Source organism: Nonomuraea wenchangensis, from assembly GCF_900111685.1.
Taxonomy (GTDB): Bacteria; Actinomycetota; Actinomycetes; order Streptosporangiales; family Streptosporangiaceae; genus Nonomuraea; species Nonomuraea wenchangensis.
The window spans coordinates 467,584-482,143 of sequence record NZ_FOHX01000007.1 but is presented as its reverse complement, the minus strand read 5'-3'; the positions used below and the strand labels follow the sequence as shown (position 1 = coordinate 482,143).

Annotated in this window: 18 protein-coding genes; 9 read left to right on the top strand and 9 right to left on the bottom strand. The window is 74.7% G+C overall.

What is annotated here, in order from left to right; genetic code table 11:
• Window positions 1-222: 222 nt before the first annotated feature.
• Window positions 223-927 carry an N-acetylmannosamine-6-phosphate 2-epimerase gene (locus tag BMW85_RS23900; RefSeq protein WP_091085196.1) on the bottom strand — a complete coding sequence of 235 codons (705 nt, stop codon included), beginning with the start codon at window positions 925-927 and terminating at the stop codon, window positions 223-225.
• On the bottom strand, window positions 924-1,826 hold the full coding sequence (locus BMW85_RS23895) for an ROK family protein (protein ID WP_245775022.1): 903 nt from the start codon (window positions 1,824-1,826) through the stop codon (window positions 924-926). The genes BMW85_RS23900 and BMW85_RS23895 overlap by 4 nt, the downstream gene beginning before the upstream one ends.
• Here BMW85_RS23895 and BMW85_RS23890 point away from each other — a divergent pair.
• Window positions 1,818-2,216: a sialidase family protein gene (locus tag BMW85_RS23890; protein WP_091085190.1), complete on the top strand. Its 399-nt coding sequence runs from the start codon at window positions 1,818-1,820 to the stop codon at window positions 2,214-2,216. The genes BMW85_RS23895 and BMW85_RS23890 overlap by 9 nt on opposite strands.
• A 5-nt stretch (window positions 2,217-2,221) precedes the next feature.
• Here BMW85_RS23890 and BMW85_RS23885 read toward each other — a convergent pair whose 3' ends face one another.
• A complete protein-coding gene (locus tag BMW85_RS23885) occupies window positions 2,222-4,063 on the bottom strand; it encodes a SpoIIE family protein phosphatase (protein ID WP_091085188.1) in 1,842 nt (613 codons plus the stop codon).
• A gap of 187 nt (window positions 4,064-4,250) precedes the next feature.
• Here BMW85_RS23885 and BMW85_RS23880 point away from each other — a divergent pair, with 187 nt between their 5' ends.
• The 4 genes from BMW85_RS23880 (at window position 4,251) to BMW85_RS23865 (ending at window position 6,631) form a co-directional block, all read left to right on the top strand.
• On the top strand, window positions 4,251-5,387 hold the full coding sequence (locus tag BMW85_RS23880) for an aromatic ring-hydroxylating oxygenase subunit alpha (protein ID WP_091085185.1): 1,137 nt from the start codon (window positions 4,251-4,253) through the stop codon (window positions 5,385-5,387).
• Between the two features lie 189 nt (window positions 5,388-5,576).
• A complete protein-coding gene (locus tag BMW85_RS23875; RefSeq protein ID WP_091085183.1) occupies window positions 5,577-5,783 on the top strand; it encodes a cold-shock protein in 207 nt (68 codons plus the stop codon).
• 151 nt (window positions 5,784-5,934) lie between these two features.
• Window positions 5,935-6,165, top strand: coding sequence for a hypothetical protein (locus tag BMW85_RS23870; RefSeq protein WP_091085181.1), 231 nt, complete (start codon window positions 5,935-5,937; stop codon window positions 6,163-6,165).
• 172 nt (window positions 6,166-6,337) lie between these two features.
• A complete protein-coding gene (locus BMW85_RS23865) occupies window positions 6,338-6,631 on the top strand; it encodes a hypothetical protein (RefSeq protein ID WP_091085179.1) in 294 nt (97 codons plus the stop codon).
• A gap of 25 nt (window positions 6,632-6,656) precedes the next feature.
• On the opposite strand, the gene BMW85_RS23860 is transcribed toward BMW85_RS23865, so the two are convergent.
• The gene (locus tag BMW85_RS23860) at window positions 6,657-7,589 is read right to left on the bottom strand and encodes an alpha/beta hydrolase (RefSeq protein WP_091085177.1); all 933 of its coding nucleotides are present in this window, start codon (window positions 7,587-7,589) and stop codon (window positions 6,657-6,659) included.
• Between the two features lie 75 nt (window positions 7,590-7,664).
• On the opposite strand from BMW85_RS23860, the gene BMW85_RS23855 reads away from it, so the two are divergent.
• Together BMW85_RS23855 and BMW85_RS23850 are read left to right on the top strand one after the other, a co-directional pair.
• On the top strand, window positions 7,665-8,234 hold the full coding sequence (locus BMW85_RS23855; RefSeq protein ID WP_091085175.1) for a TetR/AcrR family transcriptional regulator: 570 nt from the start codon (window positions 7,665-7,667) through the stop codon (window positions 8,232-8,234).
• Window positions 8,235-8,326: 92 nt separating this feature from the next.
• Window positions 8,327-8,641 carry a hypothetical protein gene (locus BMW85_RS23850; RefSeq protein ID WP_091085173.1) on the top strand — a complete coding sequence of 105 codons (315 nt, stop codon included), beginning with the start codon at window positions 8,327-8,329 and terminating at the stop codon, window positions 8,639-8,641.
• A gap of 11 nt (window positions 8,642-8,652) precedes the next feature.
• Here the strand turns inward: BMW85_RS23850 and BMW85_RS23845 are convergent, their stop codons facing one another.
• Both BMW85_RS23845 and BMW85_RS23840 read right to left on the bottom strand, forming a co-directional pair.
• A complete protein-coding gene (locus BMW85_RS23845; RefSeq protein WP_091085171.1) occupies window positions 8,653-8,856 on the bottom strand; it encodes a hypothetical protein in 204 nt (67 codons plus the stop codon).
• A 72-nt stretch (window positions 8,857-8,928) separates the two neighbouring features.
• The gene (locus BMW85_RS23840; RefSeq protein WP_091085169.1) at window positions 8,929-9,369 is read right to left on the bottom strand and encodes a MarR family winged helix-turn-helix transcriptional regulator; all 441 of its coding nucleotides are present in this window, start codon (window positions 9,367-9,369) and stop codon (window positions 8,929-8,931) included.
• Window positions 9,370-9,466: 97 nt separating this feature from the next.
• On the opposite strand from BMW85_RS23840, the gene BMW85_RS23835 reads away from it, so the two are divergent.
• On the top strand, window positions 9,467-10,351 hold the full coding sequence (locus tag BMW85_RS23835) for an alpha/beta hydrolase (RefSeq protein ID WP_091085166.1): 885 nt from the start codon (window positions 9,467-9,469) through the stop codon (window positions 10,349-10,351).
• A gap of 17 nt (window positions 10,352-10,368) precedes the next feature.
• Here the strand turns inward: BMW85_RS23835 and BMW85_RS23830 are convergent, their stop codons facing one another.
• Window positions 10,369-11,118, bottom strand: coding sequence for an SbtR family transcriptional regulator (locus BMW85_RS23830; RefSeq protein WP_091085163.1), 750 nt, complete (start codon window positions 11,116-11,118; stop codon window positions 10,369-10,371).
• 82 nt (window positions 11,119-11,200) lie between these two features.
• Between BMW85_RS23830 and BMW85_RS23825 the strand changes: the two genes are divergently transcribed.
• A complete protein-coding gene (locus BMW85_RS23825) occupies window positions 11,201-12,121 on the top strand; it encodes an NmrA family NAD(P)-binding protein (protein ID WP_091085162.1) in 921 nt (306 codons plus the stop codon).
• A 9-nt stretch (window positions 12,122-12,130) separates the two neighbouring features.
• Here BMW85_RS23825 and BMW85_RS23820 read toward each other — a convergent pair whose 3' ends face one another.
• Window positions 12,131-13,717, bottom strand: coding sequence for a dipeptide ABC transporter ATP-binding protein (locus BMW85_RS23820; protein WP_091085159.1), 1,587 nt, complete (start codon window positions 13,715-13,717; stop codon window positions 12,131-12,133).
• Window positions 13,714-14,553 carry an ABC transporter permease gene (locus BMW85_RS23815; RefSeq protein ID WP_091085157.1) on the bottom strand — a complete coding sequence of 280 codons (840 nt, stop codon included), beginning with the start codon at window positions 14,551-14,553 and terminating at the stop codon, window positions 13,714-13,716. The genes BMW85_RS23820 and BMW85_RS23815 overlap by 4 nt, the downstream gene beginning before the upstream one ends.
• Window positions 14,554-14,560 lie beyond the last annotated feature (7 nt).

The window sequence follows — 14,560 nt, the reverse complement described above, 5'->3', positions numbered from 1 at the left end:
CGTGGCGGTGCTCGGGGCGATCGTCACACGCGGGAGTCCGGCGGCGCCTCTTTCGAGTCGGCCCTCGACAGCGCCTTGCTCGCGGCGGGTGCCGTGACGCCGGCCTGCGCCGTCTTCACCGGCCGGTGGCTGACCGCCGAAGAGCCAGGAGGCCGTGCTGTCGGTGAGCCGCCGCTGACGGCCTTTCCCGGCCGGCTCACGTCTTGAGCCACGCCCAGCCGGTCAGGAGCGGGGCGTGGTGCTCGTGACGCGCTCGGCGAACCAGCGGGTGATCGTCGTGGGGTGGGTGATGGCGGTGCCGACGACGACGGCGTACGCGCCCGCCTCGACGGCCGCCCCCGCCTGCTCCGTCGTGTGGATGCGGCCCTCGGCGACCACCGGGACGGGCAGGTCGGCGGCCAGCCTGGCGAGCAGGTCGAGGTCGGGTCCGTCCGTCCTGCGGGAGTAGGGCGTGTACCCGGCCAGGGTGGTGCCGACGACGTCCGCGCCGGCCTCGGCGGCGGCGACGCCCTCCTCGTACGTGGAGACGTCGGCCATCACGAGCCGGCCGGTCCGCTCGTGCACGGCCGTCACGGTCCCGGCGAGATCGCGGCCGTCGGGCCGCGGGCGGCCGGTGCCGTCCACGGCCACGATGTCGGCGCCCGCCTCCGCGACGGCGAGGGCGTGCTCCAGGGTCGGCGTGATGTGGACGTCGGCGTCGCCGTCCTTCCACAGGCCGATGAGCGGCAGGTCCAGGGCGGCCCGGATGCGGCGGAGGTCCTCGACGCCCTGGGCGCGGATCCCGGCGGCGCCGCCCGCCGCGGCGGCCTCGGCGACGCGGCGCATGGTGTCGGGGTCGCGCATCGACTCACCGGGGTATGCCTGGCACGAGACCACGAGCCGGCCCCGGATCGCCTCCAGCACGGGATGAGCGGCGGTGGGAGTCATGGGTCCTTCCTGAGGGGTCGTTCGTCGTCGTCCGGGGTCAGGGCCAGGCGGGCGGCGCCGAGGAGGGCGGCGGTGGAGGAGAGGGCGGCGGCCCGGACCGGGACGTCCCGCAGGGCGGGCAGCGTCTCGGCGGCGACGGCCGCGCGCAGCGGCCCCCACCAGGGCTCGCCGCATCCGGCGACGCCGCCGCCGACGATCACGATCTCGGGGTCGAGGACGTTCATCAGCCCGCCGATCGCCTGGCCGAGCGCGCTCGCGCCGGCGGCCAGGACCTCGGCGGCCACCGGTTCGCCGGCCGCGGCCAGCCGGGCGACCTCGGCGAGGCCGCCGGTGGTCGCCGTCCCGGCCCGGCGGTGGTACTCGCGCAGCAGCGCGGGCCCGGACGCGACCGCCTCCACGTGCCCGTGGCCGCCGCACGGGCACGGCAGCCCGGCCGCCGCGGCCACGGGCACGTGCCCCGCGTGCCCGGCCACCGCGTGCGCGCCGTGCCGGACCCGCCCGCCGAGGACGAGCGAGGCCCCGACGCCGGTGCCGACGGCGACGAGCAGGACGTCGGCGTGACCGGCGGCGGCGCCGCGCCACTGCTCACCGAGCGCGTGCGCGTGCACGTCGTTGTCGACGGCCACCGGCAGGCCGAGCCTGCGCGACAGCTCGCCGCGCAGGTCGGTGCCGGCCCATCCGGCGAGTGCGCTGGTGGCGGAGACGACCATCCCGCGTACGGGGTCGATGACGCCCGCGCTGCCGACGCCGACGGCGGCGACGTCGTCCCGGAGGAGGGAGCGGACGAGGCCGGCGGCGGTGGCGAGGATCGCCTCGCGGCCCTCGGCGGCGGGGGTGGGCCCGGTCGCAGCAAGGCCGTCGAGCGCGCCACCGGCGCCGTCACCCAGAACATGCGGCACAACTCCGTCCGCTCCCGCCACCTCGCCACCTCCACCGACGGCGGCGCGACGTTCGGGGCGGCCACGGCCGGCGCGGTGCTCAACGACCCGCTGTGCAACGCCGACGAGCTGTCCTACCTCACGCCCGCGCAGCGCGGCTCGAACGGCGCGCCCGTGCGCACCGCGACGGCCCTCTACAGCGGCAACGCCCACGCGAGCGCCCGCAGCGACCTGACCGTACGCCTGTCCACCGACGACGGCGCCACCTGGCCCACCCGCGCGCTGATCAGGACCGGCACGGCCGGCTACTCCACCATGGCCGCGGGCCAGGTCGGCGTGCTCTACGAGATCGGCGACACCGGCGGCATCGTCTTCGCCCGCTTCACGCTCGACTGGCTGCGGACCGCCTGACGCGCCTACCCGTGCGGCACCCGGATGGCGAGCAGCGCGATGTCGTCGTCCGGGTGGTCCCCGGCCACCGCGGCCACGGCGTTCAGCAGGTCGGGCAGCGGCCGGTCCCTGGAGGCGGCCAGCACGGCGGCGACCTCGGCCGTCGCCTCGTCGATGGTGGTGCCGGGCCGGTCCACGAGCCCGTCGGTGTAGAGCAGCAGGACCGAGCCCGGCTCCAGGAACCGCTGGTGGTCGTGGCGCGGGCCGGGGTCCAGGCCGGGGAACAGCAGGACGCCGTGCTCCTCCAGGCACTCGGCGGGCGCGCCCGGACGCGCCAGCAGCGGCGGCGGATGTCCCGCGTTGGTCCAGGTGAAACTCCAGTTCCCGGACCTGGCGGCCGGGGCCAGGTGACCGAGGAGGAGCGTGCCGCTCATGTTCAGGCTCAGCACCCCGCAGGCCCGCTGGAGCGCGGTGACGGCCGCCGCGGGCCCCAGCCCCGGATGGTCGAGCACGGCCTGGCGCAGCATGGCGCGGGTCTGCCCCATGACGGCGGCGGCCTGCATGTCGTGGCCGGTGATGTCCCCGACCGCGACGGTCAGGGCCGAGGGCGCCGGGGTCTGGCCGGGCAGCGGGAAGGCGTCGTACCAGTCGCCGCCCACGAGGTCGTCGGCCGCCGCGGCCAGGTAGAGCGCGGCGAGGTCCAGGCCGGGGGCGGCCGGCAGGTCGGTCAGCATCGCGCTCTGCAGCTGGCGGGCGACGCTGACCCGCTCGTCCAGCACGCTGGCCCGCTGCACCGCCTGGCTGACGTAGCCGGCGATCGCGGTGAGCACCGCCCGCTCCGACGGGCCCGCGTGGTGCGGCTCGCCCCAGCCGATCAGCAGCACCCCGTGCACCTCGCCGGCGTGCGTCAGCGGCACGCACACCAGCGCGCGGACGTCCAGCAGGGCGAACGCGCCCGCGACGTCCTCGCCGTACGCGTGGGCCAGCTCGCCGGGGTCGGCGGCGGAGACCAGCCGCCGCTCGCGCGCCGCGTGGGCCAGCGGGTGGTTCTCGTCCAAGGCGCAGGAGAGCGCGGGGCCTCCGCCGGGCGGCACCGGCTCCGTCTCGGTGTCCGGCATCGGGCGCAGCCGGCCGTCCTGGATCAGGCTGAGGCTCGTGCGCACGGGCTTGAGCGGATCGCCGACCAGGTTGCGCAGCAGGTGCTGCACGTCGTCCAGCGTGGCCGCGCCCGCCAGCTCCTGCGAGGCGCGCAGCAGCAGCTCGGCGGCGTCCCAGCCGGCCTGGGCGCGTACGCCCGCCTGTTCGGCCGCCGCCCTGGCCCGCTCCGCGACGCGGTGGTCCCGCTCGGCGTGCTGCTGCGCCATCAGCGCGCTCCTCGCGGCGGCCCGCGACCGCAGCTCCGCCGAGCAGGCGGCGGCCAGGTCCGCCAGATCCGCCAGTTGCGCGTCGGTCCACGCCCGCGCGCTGGGACCGGCCGCGCACAACACGCCCAGCACCCGGCCGGAGACGGTCAGCGGCATGCCCGCGTAGGAGACCAGGCCCCATCGCCGTTCTGCGACCGGCGGCTGCGCGGCGAAGCGGGCGTCGTCCCGCACGTCGGTCACGATCAGCGGCTGGCCGGTCGCCGTCACCCGGCCGCACAGCGAACGTGACAGCGGCAGCCCGTGCAGGGCGTTCCGCCCCTCCTTGAGCCCGACCAGGCCGGGCAGCGCCAGCCGGTCCGCCTCCGCCAGCACCACCAGCGCCACGGGCACGTCCATGACGCTCGCCGCGAGCCGGGCGAACCGCTCCATCCCCACGTCGGGGACCGGCGCCGGACCGGCCCGCCGAGTGGCCGAATCGCGCATCTCCATCCGCTCGGTTCTCATCTCGATCTACGTACCATGGGGACAACGCCGTCCTACCCCGAACCCCGGCCACCCGATCGAAATTCCCCCAAAACCCCAGGTCAACGGGGTGCAGGAGGGTCAGGCGGAAGGCGGGTCTTGATGCGCCGCCGTCCTGATCATTAGTCTCCGACGAGGGCTCTGCGCACGTGCCCGCATTGGAGGTCCGGTGAGCCCGGATACGCCCCCCGACTTCGCGCGCGTCGCCGCCGGTTACGACCCGGATCCCGCGCTGTCGATGTCCCTGCACGCCGACGCCTACACCGATCCCGCCTGGTTCGCCGTCGACCAGCGGGAGATCTTCGCGCGCACCTGGCAGTGGCTGTGCCACGGGGAGAAGCTGCGCGAGCCGGGCGGCTACGTGACGGCCACGGTGGCCGGCATGCCGATCGTGGCGGTCCGCGACGAGGCCGGCGAGCTGCGGGCGTTCTACAACGTGTGCAAGCACCGGGCGCACGAGCTGCTGTCGGGCTCGGGGGTGCGGCGCAGCATCGTGTGCCCGTACCACGCCTGGACCTTCGACCTGACCGGCCGGCTGCGGCGGGCGCGTCACACCGGCGCCATGCCGGGCTTCGACGCCTCCGCCGTGTGCCTGGACCGGATCCAGGTGACCGAGTTCGCCGGCATGGTCTACGTCAACCTCGACCCGGCGGCGGCCCCGCTGGCGGAGCAGGCGCCCGGCCTGGAGGCGGAGATCCTGGCCCGCGCCCCGGACGTGGCCGGGCTGACCCTCGCCCGCCGGCTCACCTACGACATCGCCTCCAACTGGAAGAACGTCGTCGACAACTTCCTGGAGTGCTACCACTGCCACGTGGCGCACAAGGACTTCGTGTCCCTGGTGGACATGAGCACCTACAAGGTCACCACGTACGGGATCTACTCCAGCCACATGGCCAGCGCCGGCACGGCCGCGAACTCCGCCTACGACGTGTCGGGCGCGACGGTCACCGAGCACGCGGTCTGGTGGCTGTGGCCCAACACCTGCCTGCTGCGCTACCCCGGCCGCGGGAACTTCATGGTGCTGCAGATCATCCCCGACGGGCCCGAGCGCACCCGTGAGACCTGGGACTTCTACCTGGAGACCGCCGAGCCCGACGCGGCGGAGCTGGACAGCATCCGCTACATCGACGAGGTCCTCCAGGTGGAGGACATCGCCCTGGTGGAGAGCGTGCAGCGTGGCATGCGCACCCCCGCCTTCACCCAGGGGAAGATCGTGTACGACCCGGACGGGTCCGGCCTGTCGGAGCACGCCCTGCACCACTTCCACGGCCTGGTCCTCGACGCGTACCGGCGTGCCGGTGCGTGAGCACGTGGGGAGGGTGTGTTAGCCTGAGCGGGTTGCAGTTATGGTACCCATAGGACTTATGCGCGCCTGACAGAGTGATCTTCGGGCGCGTTTTTTGTTTGGCCGGTTCTCCGGGGGGTTCATTGCGGCGGCACGAGATTCACGAGGTGTGAATTCTCAGTTAAACGGCACTGTCTGAAGGAGATCGACATGGCCACCGGTACCGTCAAGTGGTTCAACTCGGAAAAGGGCTTCGGCTTCATCGCGCAGGACGGCGGCGGCGCCGACGTCTTCGCCCACTACTCCAGCATCGTCTCCAACGGCGGCTACCGCGAGCTGGTCGAGGGCCAGAAGGTGTCCTTCGACGTCGTCCAGGGCCAGAAGGGCCTGCAGGCGGAGAACATCGTCACCGCCTGACCCCGGCGCGCATCGCCGCCGACGCCCGCATGTGACGTGCGGGCGCCGGCGGCTCGCCACGCCCGGATGGCCGCCGGATCGCCAGTGCGGCGTCCGGCGCATTTTCCCAGCTGGCTCGCTTTATGCCCTGGATAGGCGCATACTTGTTCAAATGAGACGCACTGCGCCCACAGTCCGGCGACGCCCGCCCGGCAGCCCCTTCAACACCCCGGAAATCCCGGCTCAGCCGGTCGAGGAATACACGGTCGGCGACCGGGTCAGCCACGACAAGTACGGCCTCGGCCGGGTGCTCGCGGTCGAGCAGGACGTCGCCGTTCTCATCGATTTCGGCACCGCGACCTACCGCGTTCCCGCGCCCAACGCCAAGCTCGTGAAGCTGTGACGATCGTCGGCAGGCCGTCCTACGCTCCGGAGGACGCACCATCACCGAGCCACCAGGTCACCCTGTACGCCGTCGCGTAGTCGAAAGCGCCGTCTTCGGCGCCCGCGACCGGTCCGGCCCCGAGGCCGCCCACTGGACCTGCCCGCACGGGCAGCACGTCGGCCAGGGCTGTGTGACCTGCTACCACGCCGCGGCCGAGGCCGACCCGTCGCTGCCGCTGTGGGATGCCGTGGCGTGGTTCACCTCGCCGAAGCCGATCCCGATCAAGGTGCTGCACGACGTGCACCGCCACGACCGCCATTTCCTGCTCGACCAGCCCTCGACGCCTCTGGTGTTCCTGCTGAGCGGGCAGGCCCGCGCGGCTCGGGCGGTGGAGGCGGTGGCGGGGCTGATCGGGTTCCTCGTCGCGAACCGGAGCGTCGTCGACGACTTCACCGTGACGGAAGTGCGCGCCGTACGGTTCTGACCGTCCCCCGCCCACCGCCCCTCGATCAGAGGTGGGCGGCGAGGAAGTCGAGGATCTCCGCTCGCGCCGCCCCGGCCTGGGGCGCGAGGCCCGGCATGCTGAGGAAGGCGTGCCCCGCGCCGGCGTACTCGGTGAGCCGCGCGGGCGTCCCCGCCGCGCGCAGCCGTTCGGCGTAGCGGCGGCCGTGATCGGCCACCGGGTCCTCGGTCGGCACCACCACGAGCGCCGGGGCCAGCCCGCCCAGCTCGTCCGCGTGCAGCGGCGAGAGCGCGCGGGCGTCGGTCCCCGGCGGCACGGCGAGCCGCTGGACGAGCCGCAACTGGGGCAGGGAGAGCGCCGGGCTGCCCGCGTGCCGCTCGATCGAGGGATGGTCGAACATCGTCCCCGTCACGTCGGCCGCGGGGTTGACCAGCACCTGCGCCCGCAGGCCGAGGCCGGCCTCCCTGGCCCGAATGGCCGCCAGGGCGCTGATCAGCCCGCCGCAGCTCTCCCCGAAGACGGCGCCCCGCGCCGGGTCCACACCCCATTCAGCGGCGTGCTCCACCACGTGCCGCAGGACGTCCCAGCCGTCGTCGGCCGCCGCCGCCAGTGTGGTCCCGGGAGCGAGGAGGCGGTGCTCGACCGAGACGACGACCGCGGGCAACCGTACGGCGAGGTGGCTGTTCACCCAGTCGCTCTGCACCGCCGTGCCGACGAAGCCGCCCCCGTGCACGTGCAGCACGAACGGCAGGTCCGCGCGGCCGCCGTCGGGACGGTGGATCCGTACCGGGAGCTCGCGGCCGGGCAGGGACACCTGCCGCCAGCCGATCGAGGCGCCCGGTTCCGGGTCCCCGGTGATCACGCGGGCCGCGGGGGACGCCCGCAGCCGGTTCTCCGCCTCGCGGTAGGCGATCAGCTCCGCGTCCGTGACGGTGTCCCAGTCCGGCTCCGGCGGACGCTGCGCGGTGACCTCACTCATGACTCTCCCCTTGCCCTAGTTTCGCTACCTAAGGTTTCGATACCCAAGGTAGCGCAAACCGGTAACGTATGGGGCATGGCCTCCACTATCTCCGGCCGGCCGCCCGGCCGGCCCCGCGCCGGCCTCCACGACGTGGTCTTCGCCGCGACGCTGCGCACTGTCCACGAACTCGGCTACGCCCGCGCCACCGTCGAGCGCATCGCCGCCGCGGCCGGCGTGGCCAAGACGACGATCTACCGCCGCTGGCCGTCCAAGGGCGAGCTGATCGTGGACTGCCTTCTGGACGCCTTCGGCCCGGTGCCGCTGGAGGGCGCCGACCGGACCGAGCTGATGTCCTCCGCCGTCCGCTGGATCGCGGCGAAGATCGGCGAACCGGGGGTGGGCGACGCGTTCGCGGGCGTGTTCAGCGACGCCGTCAGCGACCCGGGCCTGCGCGAGGTCCTGGCCACGCGGCTGCAGGACCCCTACCGGCGCGCGCTCCAGGACGCGCTCGGCGAGCCCGAGAGCCGGGTCCTGTTCTTCATCGACGTCGTCGTCGGAGCCCTGCTGCACCGGATGGGCATGACCGGCGAGCCGATGGTCGACGCCGACGTCGCCGCCCTGACCGAGATGGTCCTGGCACACTTCGCCACCGGCCCGGCCTGACCGCGCGGACCGGGCGAGGGCGCGGTGAACGTTTCAGCCCCGAGGCCGAGCTGAACCGGCAGGCCGCGCAGGCGGGCGAGGTGTGTCCGAGCGTGTCCGTCTCGTCCAGCCTCGTGTACACGGCGCCGGACGGGTCGGCGTACGTCTACCAGGCCACCGCGTCCGGCACCTGCGTCACACAGACGCCGGCGCCGAGCTACCCGGTGCCGCGCAGCGAGACCCGGCAGGCCGGCGGATCCACCCCGTCGGCCGCCGCCCAGGCCGGCTCCCAGGCCGCCCGCGCGGCGATCCTCGCGGCGGGCGGGTCCTGCACGGGCTGGACCACCACGTCGGCCCTGGTGTGGGCGGCGCCCGACAGCAGCTGGCACGTCTACGACGTGACGGTCTCCGCCTCCTGCGCCAACTGACGGGCGCGGGCTCAGCGGTCGCGGCCGGTCAGCCGGCGCAGGCCGAGGAAGCCGAGCACCAGGCCCACCACGAGGACGATCGGGCCGATGACCGCCCAGGTCGTGACGCCGCTCATGACGCTGCCGCCAATGACGCCCAGCCCTTGCAGCGTCCACACGAGCCCGGTCAGGGCCAGCAGGACACCGGGAACGAGGAAGATCCATGCCTTGACCATGTGAACGCTCCTCACGCGTTTTCGCTCGATCCTGCCGTACGGGCCGGGCGACGCCCACCCCCGAGGCCGGGGTCAGGGCCGTTGTTCGGCTTCGAGCGCGGCCCGGATCGTGCGCAGGGCGTTCGCCAGCTCCTCCAGGGCGCCGGGCGACAGCAGGCGGGAGGTCCAGCGGGCGATCTCCTCCTCGTACGTCCGCCGCGCCCCGCTCAGGGCCGACACGCCGGAGGGTGTGAGTTCGAGGAAGGACGAGCGGCCGTCGGCGGGGTTCGCGACGCGGCGGCACCAGCCGGCCTCCACCAGCCGGTCCACCGCCTTGCTCGCCGCGCCGACGGTGATGGCGACCTCGTGCACGAGGTCGAGCACCCGGCACTCGTGACGCCCGGCGATCACCGTCAGCAGGTCGTACTGGCCCAGCCGGAGGCCGTGCTCGGCCCGCAGCCGGACGTCCACGGCGTTCCAGAGCCGGGTCTCGACGCGGACAAGGTCCACGAACAGCTCTCCGCTGCCGGCCATGACGACTTCCCTTCCGATCGCGGGAACAAGATTCCTTGGAATCTTGTTGCCAGGTGCATTCCAAGGAATCTATCCGACCTGACCTGGAGGGTCACTCATGAGCCGTCAACAGCGTGAAGCCCTGGACGCCCTGCTCCGCAACGCGCCCAAGAGCCCGGACGCCACGGTCGCGGAGGCGCGGGCGGGTTTCGACCAGATGTTCCAGGCGCCGGCGCCGGACGGCGTCACCGTCCGCGACACCACCCTCGGCGGGCGTCCCGCGCTGGAGCTGGAGCCCGCTGATCGGGCCGCCGGGACCGTGGTGCTCTACCTGCACGGCGGCGGGTACGTCGTCGGCTCCCCGCGCACCCATCTCGCCCTGGCGGGTGACCTTGCGCGCCGCGCCCGCACCAGGCTGGTCTCGCCCGACTACCGGCTCGCCCCCGAGCATCCGTTCCCCGCGGCGGTCGAGGACGGGCTGGCGGCCTACCGCGAGTTGCTCGGGCAGGCCGACAGCCCGTCACGCATCGCCCTGGCGGGCGACTCCGCGGGCGGCGGGCTGGCGATCGCGACGCTGCTGGCGGCGCGCGAGGAGGGGCTGCCCATGCCGGCGGCGGTCGCGACGTTCTCCCCCTGGACGGACCTCACGTTCAGCGGGGCGAGCATCGAGACCAAGCTCGGGATCGACCCCATCTTCGTCCGGTCCGACCTGGAGGGATATCGCACGCATTACCTGGGACAGCAGGACCCGTCCGCGCCGACGGCCAGCCCCGCGCTGGCCGACCTCGCCGGGCTGCCGCCCCTGCTCATCCAGGCGGGCTCGAACGAGCTCCTGCTGGACGACGCGGTCCTCCTCGCCGCCCGCGCGGCCGCGGCCGACGTGGACGTGACGTTGCGGGTCTGGGGCGGGCTGCCGCACGTCTTCCAGCACCACACGGCGCTCGTCGAGGAGGCGGGGCAGGCTCTCGACGAGGCGGCGAGGTTCCTCTTCCCCCACGTCTGAGCGGGAGGGGGCACCGTTCAGCCTCGCCCGGCGAGGCGGCGACGGTGGGCGCGCTGGCGGCAGGTGGGACCGCAGTAGCGGGGCGGCCGGCCGGTGGTGTGCACCCGCAGCACCGCGCCGCACTCCGCGCAGTGCAGTGGCCCGGTCGTTCCGTGACGCGCGGGGGCACCCGTGCCGTCACGGAACGGCTCAGGTTCCGTGACGGCACGGGTGCGCAGGCCGTCCAGCAGCAGCCGCACCAGCTGTGCGCCCCGCACCGGGTCCCGGCGCGCCGAGCGCAGGGCGACACCGCCGACGGCGAGCGCCGCCAGGTCGTCGGCCCGCAGGTCGGCGCGTATCGCGCCGGCCTGTCTCGCCTCGCGCAGCAGGCGCTCCAGTGCCTCGTGGAAGCGCCGGGCGCCGGCCGCCAGCACGGCGCGCGGCCAGCCGTGGTCCTCGCTGAGCGCGTCGCAGACGGGCCGGCGGCCCGCCGACCGGTCGATCGCCTCCAGCAGGAACCCGAACAGCGCGTCACCCGGCGCGGCCCGGGCCCGCCAGCGGCCTGCGGCGGCCACCATCTCCTCGACGTGTTCGGCGAGCACGGCCTCGATCAGGATCTCCTTGCTCGGGAAGTGCCGGTAGACGGTCCCTGCCCCCACCCCGGCGCGTCGCGCGATGCGGCCGAGTGACGCCCCGGTCCCCTCCTCGGTGAAGACCCGCGCCGCCGTACGGAGCACGAGTTCCCGGTTGCGGCGGGCGTCGGCGCGCCCGGCGGGTGCTGCTGTCACGTCACGAAATCCTTGTCTGCGGCGGCGAAGCGGGTGGAGCATCCCGGACCACGCCAGTATCCCCGTCCTACGGAGAGGGACCATGACCACCGCGACACCGAACATTTCCGACGCCCCCGTCCTCGTCACCGGAGCCACCGGCAAGCAGGGCGGCGTCACCGCTCGCCGCCTGCTCGCCGGCGGCCGGCGCGTACGCGCGCTGGTGCGCGACCTGACCACGCCCGCCGCCGCCGGGCTGGCCGCCGCGGGCGCCGAGCTCGTACGCGGCGACCTCGACGATCCGGCGAGCCTGCCGCCCGCGTTCGACGGCGTGGCCGCCGTGTTCGGCATACCGCCGGTGGCCTTCGGGCCGGACGGGCTGGACACGGATCTCGAGGTGGCCCGCGGCCGGGCGCTGATCGACGCGGCGGCCGGCGCGGGGGTCGAGCAGGTCGTGTTCAGCACCCTCGCCTCGGCGTCGGCCGCGTCGCGGGGGTCGGCGGGCAAGGCGCTGATCGAGGAGTACCTGCGCGAGCGCGTCGCGCTGCCCACCGTGCTGCGCCCGGTCCGGTTCATGACGAACTATCTCGCCTCCGGGATCGCCGGGATCGACGGCATCTTCGGGGGCGTCCACCGGCACCTCTTCCCGCCGGACGAGCCCATGCAGGTCATCGCGCTGGAGGACGTCGCCGAGTTCGCGGCGCTCGCGTTCGCCGACCCCGCCCGGTTCGCCGGACGGACCCTCGAACTGGCGGGCGACGATCCCACGCCGGTGGCCGCCGCCGCCACGATCAGCGAGGCCACCGGCATCCCGGTCCGGTACGAGCGGCTCACCGACGACGAGATCGCCCGGCTCGGTCCGGACATCGCCGACACCAGCAGGCGCTGGCAGGCCGGCCACCGCTGGCACGCCGACATCGAGGCGCTGCGCGTCATCCATCCGGGGTTGCGCACCCTCGCCGACTGGCTCGCCGAGTCCGGCGCCGCCGCCCTCCGCGCCCGCCTCGCCCGCACCCCGGCCTGAACCGGCCGCTCACGCCGCCGGCACGCCCAGCCGCGGCACCGCCGCGACCAGGGCCCGCGTGTACGGATGACGCGGCCGGATGAAGACGTCCTCCACGTCCCCCTCCTCCACCACCCGGCCGTCCTTCATGACCAGCACCCGGTCCGCGACGTGGTGCACCACGCCCAGGTCGTGCGAGATGAACACCATCGCGGTGCCGTACTCGGCCTGGACGTCGGCGAGCAGGTCGAGCACCTGGGCCTGGACGGAGACGTCCAGCGCGGAGACCGGCTCGTCGCACACCAGCACGTCGGGGCGCGGCCCGAGGGCGCGGGCGATGGCGACGCGCTGGCGCTGGCCGCCGGACAGCTCGCGCGGATGGCGGCCGGCCGTCCCCGGCGGCAGCCCGACGCGCTCCAGGAGGTCGAGCACCCGCTCGCGGCGTTCCCCGGCGGGCAGGCGCAGCGGCTCGGCGACGAGCCGGCCGACGGTGTGGCGGGGGTCGAAGGAGTCGAGCGGGTTCTGGGAGATGAGCTGGACACGGTGCCGGAGGGGGCGGCGGGCGCGTTCCGGCTGGTTGCTCCACTGCCGCTGGTGCAGGGCGACGCGGCCGTGCGCGGGTTCGAGCAGGGCGAGGGCGAGGCGGGCCAGCGTGCTCTTGCCCGAGCCCGACTCGCCGACGACGCCGAGCGTCTCCCCCTCGTGGAGGGTGAAGGAGACCTCGGCGACGGCGGGACGCCGGTCGTAGGAGTGGCTGAGCGCGGTCGCGGCGAGCACCTGCCCGGACAGGTTCGGGGCCGGGCGGGTGCGCGGCGTCCCGGTGGTGAGCCGGGTGCCTCGGGAGGCGGCCGAGGGCACGGCGGCCAGCAGCGTCCTGGTGTAGTCGTGCGCGGGCGCGGCCAGCACCTGCCGGACCGGGCCCTCCTCCACGACGCGGCCGTCCTTCATGACGAGGACGCGGTCGGCGACGGCGGCGACCACGGCCAGGTCGTGGCTGATCAGCAGCAGCGCCGTGCCGGCCGCCTTGCGCTCGGCGAGCAGGCGCAGGATCTGGGCCTGCACGGTGACGTCGAGCGCGGTGGTGGGCTCGTCGGCGATGATCAGGGCGGGGTCGGCGGCGATGGCGGAGGCGATGAGCACCCGCTGCCGCAGCCCGCCGGAGAGCTGGTGGGGGCGCTGCCCGGCGCGCAGCGCGGGCTCGGGCACGCCCACGGCGTCCAGCAGCTCCAGCACCCGCCCGGCGCGGCGGGCGCGCGGTACGACGTCGTGGACGGCGAGCACCTCGGCGATCTCGGCCGCCGCGGTGCGCAGCGGGTCGAGGGAGACCAGCGCGTCCTGCAGGACGAGGCCGGCGAACCCGCCGCGCAGCCGCCGCCAGTCGGCCGGGGTGAAGGCGAGCGCGTCGCGCCCGGCGACGTGGAACGACGCGGCGCGCACGGCGGAGCCCGGCCCGGCCAGGCCGAGCAGGGCGCGGGCGGTGACGCTCTTGCCGGAGCCGGACTCCCCGACGATCGCCACGCACTCGCCCGGCTCCACGGACAGGGAGACGCCGCGCACGACCTCGGCCGGGCCGAAGCCCACCCGCAGCTCCCGTACGTCCAGCAGCGGTGACGTCATGGGGTCCTCCCTTCGAAACGGCGCTGCAGGCGGCGCCCGGCGACGGTCAGGCAGACGACGGTGAGCGTGATCGCCAGGCCAGGGAAGACCGCCTCCCACCAGGCGACCCGCAGGTAGTTGCGGGCTTCGGAGAGCATCGCGCCCCACTCGGCGGCGGGCGGCTGCGGCCCCATGCCGAGGAAGCTGAGCCCGGAGCCGGCGATGATCGCCGTGCCGAGGCCGATCGTGGCCAGCACGGGGATCGGGCCGAGCACGTTGGGCAGCACGTGCCCGGCGATGATCGCCGCACGGGGGCGGCCGAAGGTGACGGCCTGCTCGACGTAGCCGGAACGGCGGACGACGAAGGTCTGGGCGCGGATCACGCGGGCGTAGTTGGGGATCTGGGCGACGGCGATGGCCAGGATGACGTTGCCCGTGCCGGGGCCGATGATCGCCACGACGAGCAGCGCGAGCAGCAGCTCCGGCAGCGTGGACAGCACGTCGAACGCGCGGGTCAGCGTCTCCTCCAGCCATCGCGGCGACAGCCCGGCGGCCAGGCCGAGCAGCACGCCGCCGGTGACGGCGAGCGCGGTGGCGGCCACGCCGATGCTGATGGAGTGCCGGGCGCCGTGGACGACCCTGGCCAGCACGTCGCGGCCGAGGTGGTCGGTGCCGAGCCAGTGGGCGCCGCCGGGCGGGGCGAGCGCGGCCAGCGGGTCGGCGGCCAGCGGGTCGGCGGCGGTGAGCAGGCCGGGCGCGGCCACGGCCACGCCGAGCAGGGCGAGGAACGCCACCGGCAGGAGCACCGCGACGGGCGGGATCCTCAGGGGCGGCGCGTTCCGGGTGAGCGCGCTCATGGCCGGA

Bases quoted from the DNA above. Each gene is read 5' to 3' on its own strand.
- BMW85_RS23845 (WP_091085171.1), bottom strand. From the start codon at position 8,856: ATGGTCAAGGCATGGATCTTCCTCGTTCCCGGTGTCCTGCTGGCCCTG.
- BMW85_RS23840 (WP_091085169.1), bottom strand. From the start codon at position 9,369: ATGGCCGGCAGCGGAGAGCTGTTCGTGGACCTTGTCCGCGTCGAGACC.
- BMW85_RS23875 (WP_091085183.1), top strand. From the start codon at position 5,577: ATGGCCACCGGTACCGTCAAGTGGTTCAACTCGGAAAAGGGCTTCGGC.
- BMW85_RS23825 (WP_091085162.1), top strand. From the start codon at position 11,201: ATGACCACCGCGACACCGAACATTTCCGACGCCCCCGTCCTCGTCACC.
- BMW85_RS23815 (WP_091085157.1), bottom strand. From the start codon at position 14,553: ATGAGCGCGCTCACCCGGAACGCGCCGCCCCTGAGGATCCCGCCCGTC.
- BMW85_RS23885 (WP_091085188.1), bottom strand. From the start codon at position 4,063: ATGAGAACCGAGCGGATGGAGATGCGCGATTCGGCCACTCGGCGGGCC.
- BMW85_RS23820 (WP_091085159.1), bottom strand. From the start codon at position 13,717: ATGACGTCACCGCTGCTGGACGTACGGGAGCTGCGGGTGGGCTTCGGC.
- BMW85_RS23855 (WP_091085175.1), top strand. From the start codon at position 7,665: ATGGCCTCCACTATCTCCGGCCGGCCGCCCGGCCGGCCCCGCGCCGGC.
- BMW85_RS23890 (WP_091085190.1), top strand. From the start codon at position 1,818: ATGCGGCACAACTCCGTCCGCTCCCGCCACCTCGCCACCTCCACCGAC.
- BMW85_RS23860 (WP_091085177.1), bottom strand. From the start codon at position 7,589: ATGAGTGAGGTCACCGCGCAGCGTCCGCCGGAGCCGGACTGGGACACC.
- BMW85_RS23870 (WP_091085181.1), top strand. From the start codon at position 5,935: ATGAGACGCACTGCGCCCACAGTCCGGCGACGCCCGCCCGGCAGCCCC.
- BMW85_RS23835 (WP_091085166.1), top strand. From the start codon at position 9,467: ATGAGCCGTCAACAGCGTGAAGCCCTGGACGCCCTGCTCCGCAACGCG.
- BMW85_RS23900 (WP_091085196.1), bottom strand. From the start codon at position 927: ATGACTCCCACCGCCGCTCATCCCGTGCTGGAGGCGATCCGGGGCCGG.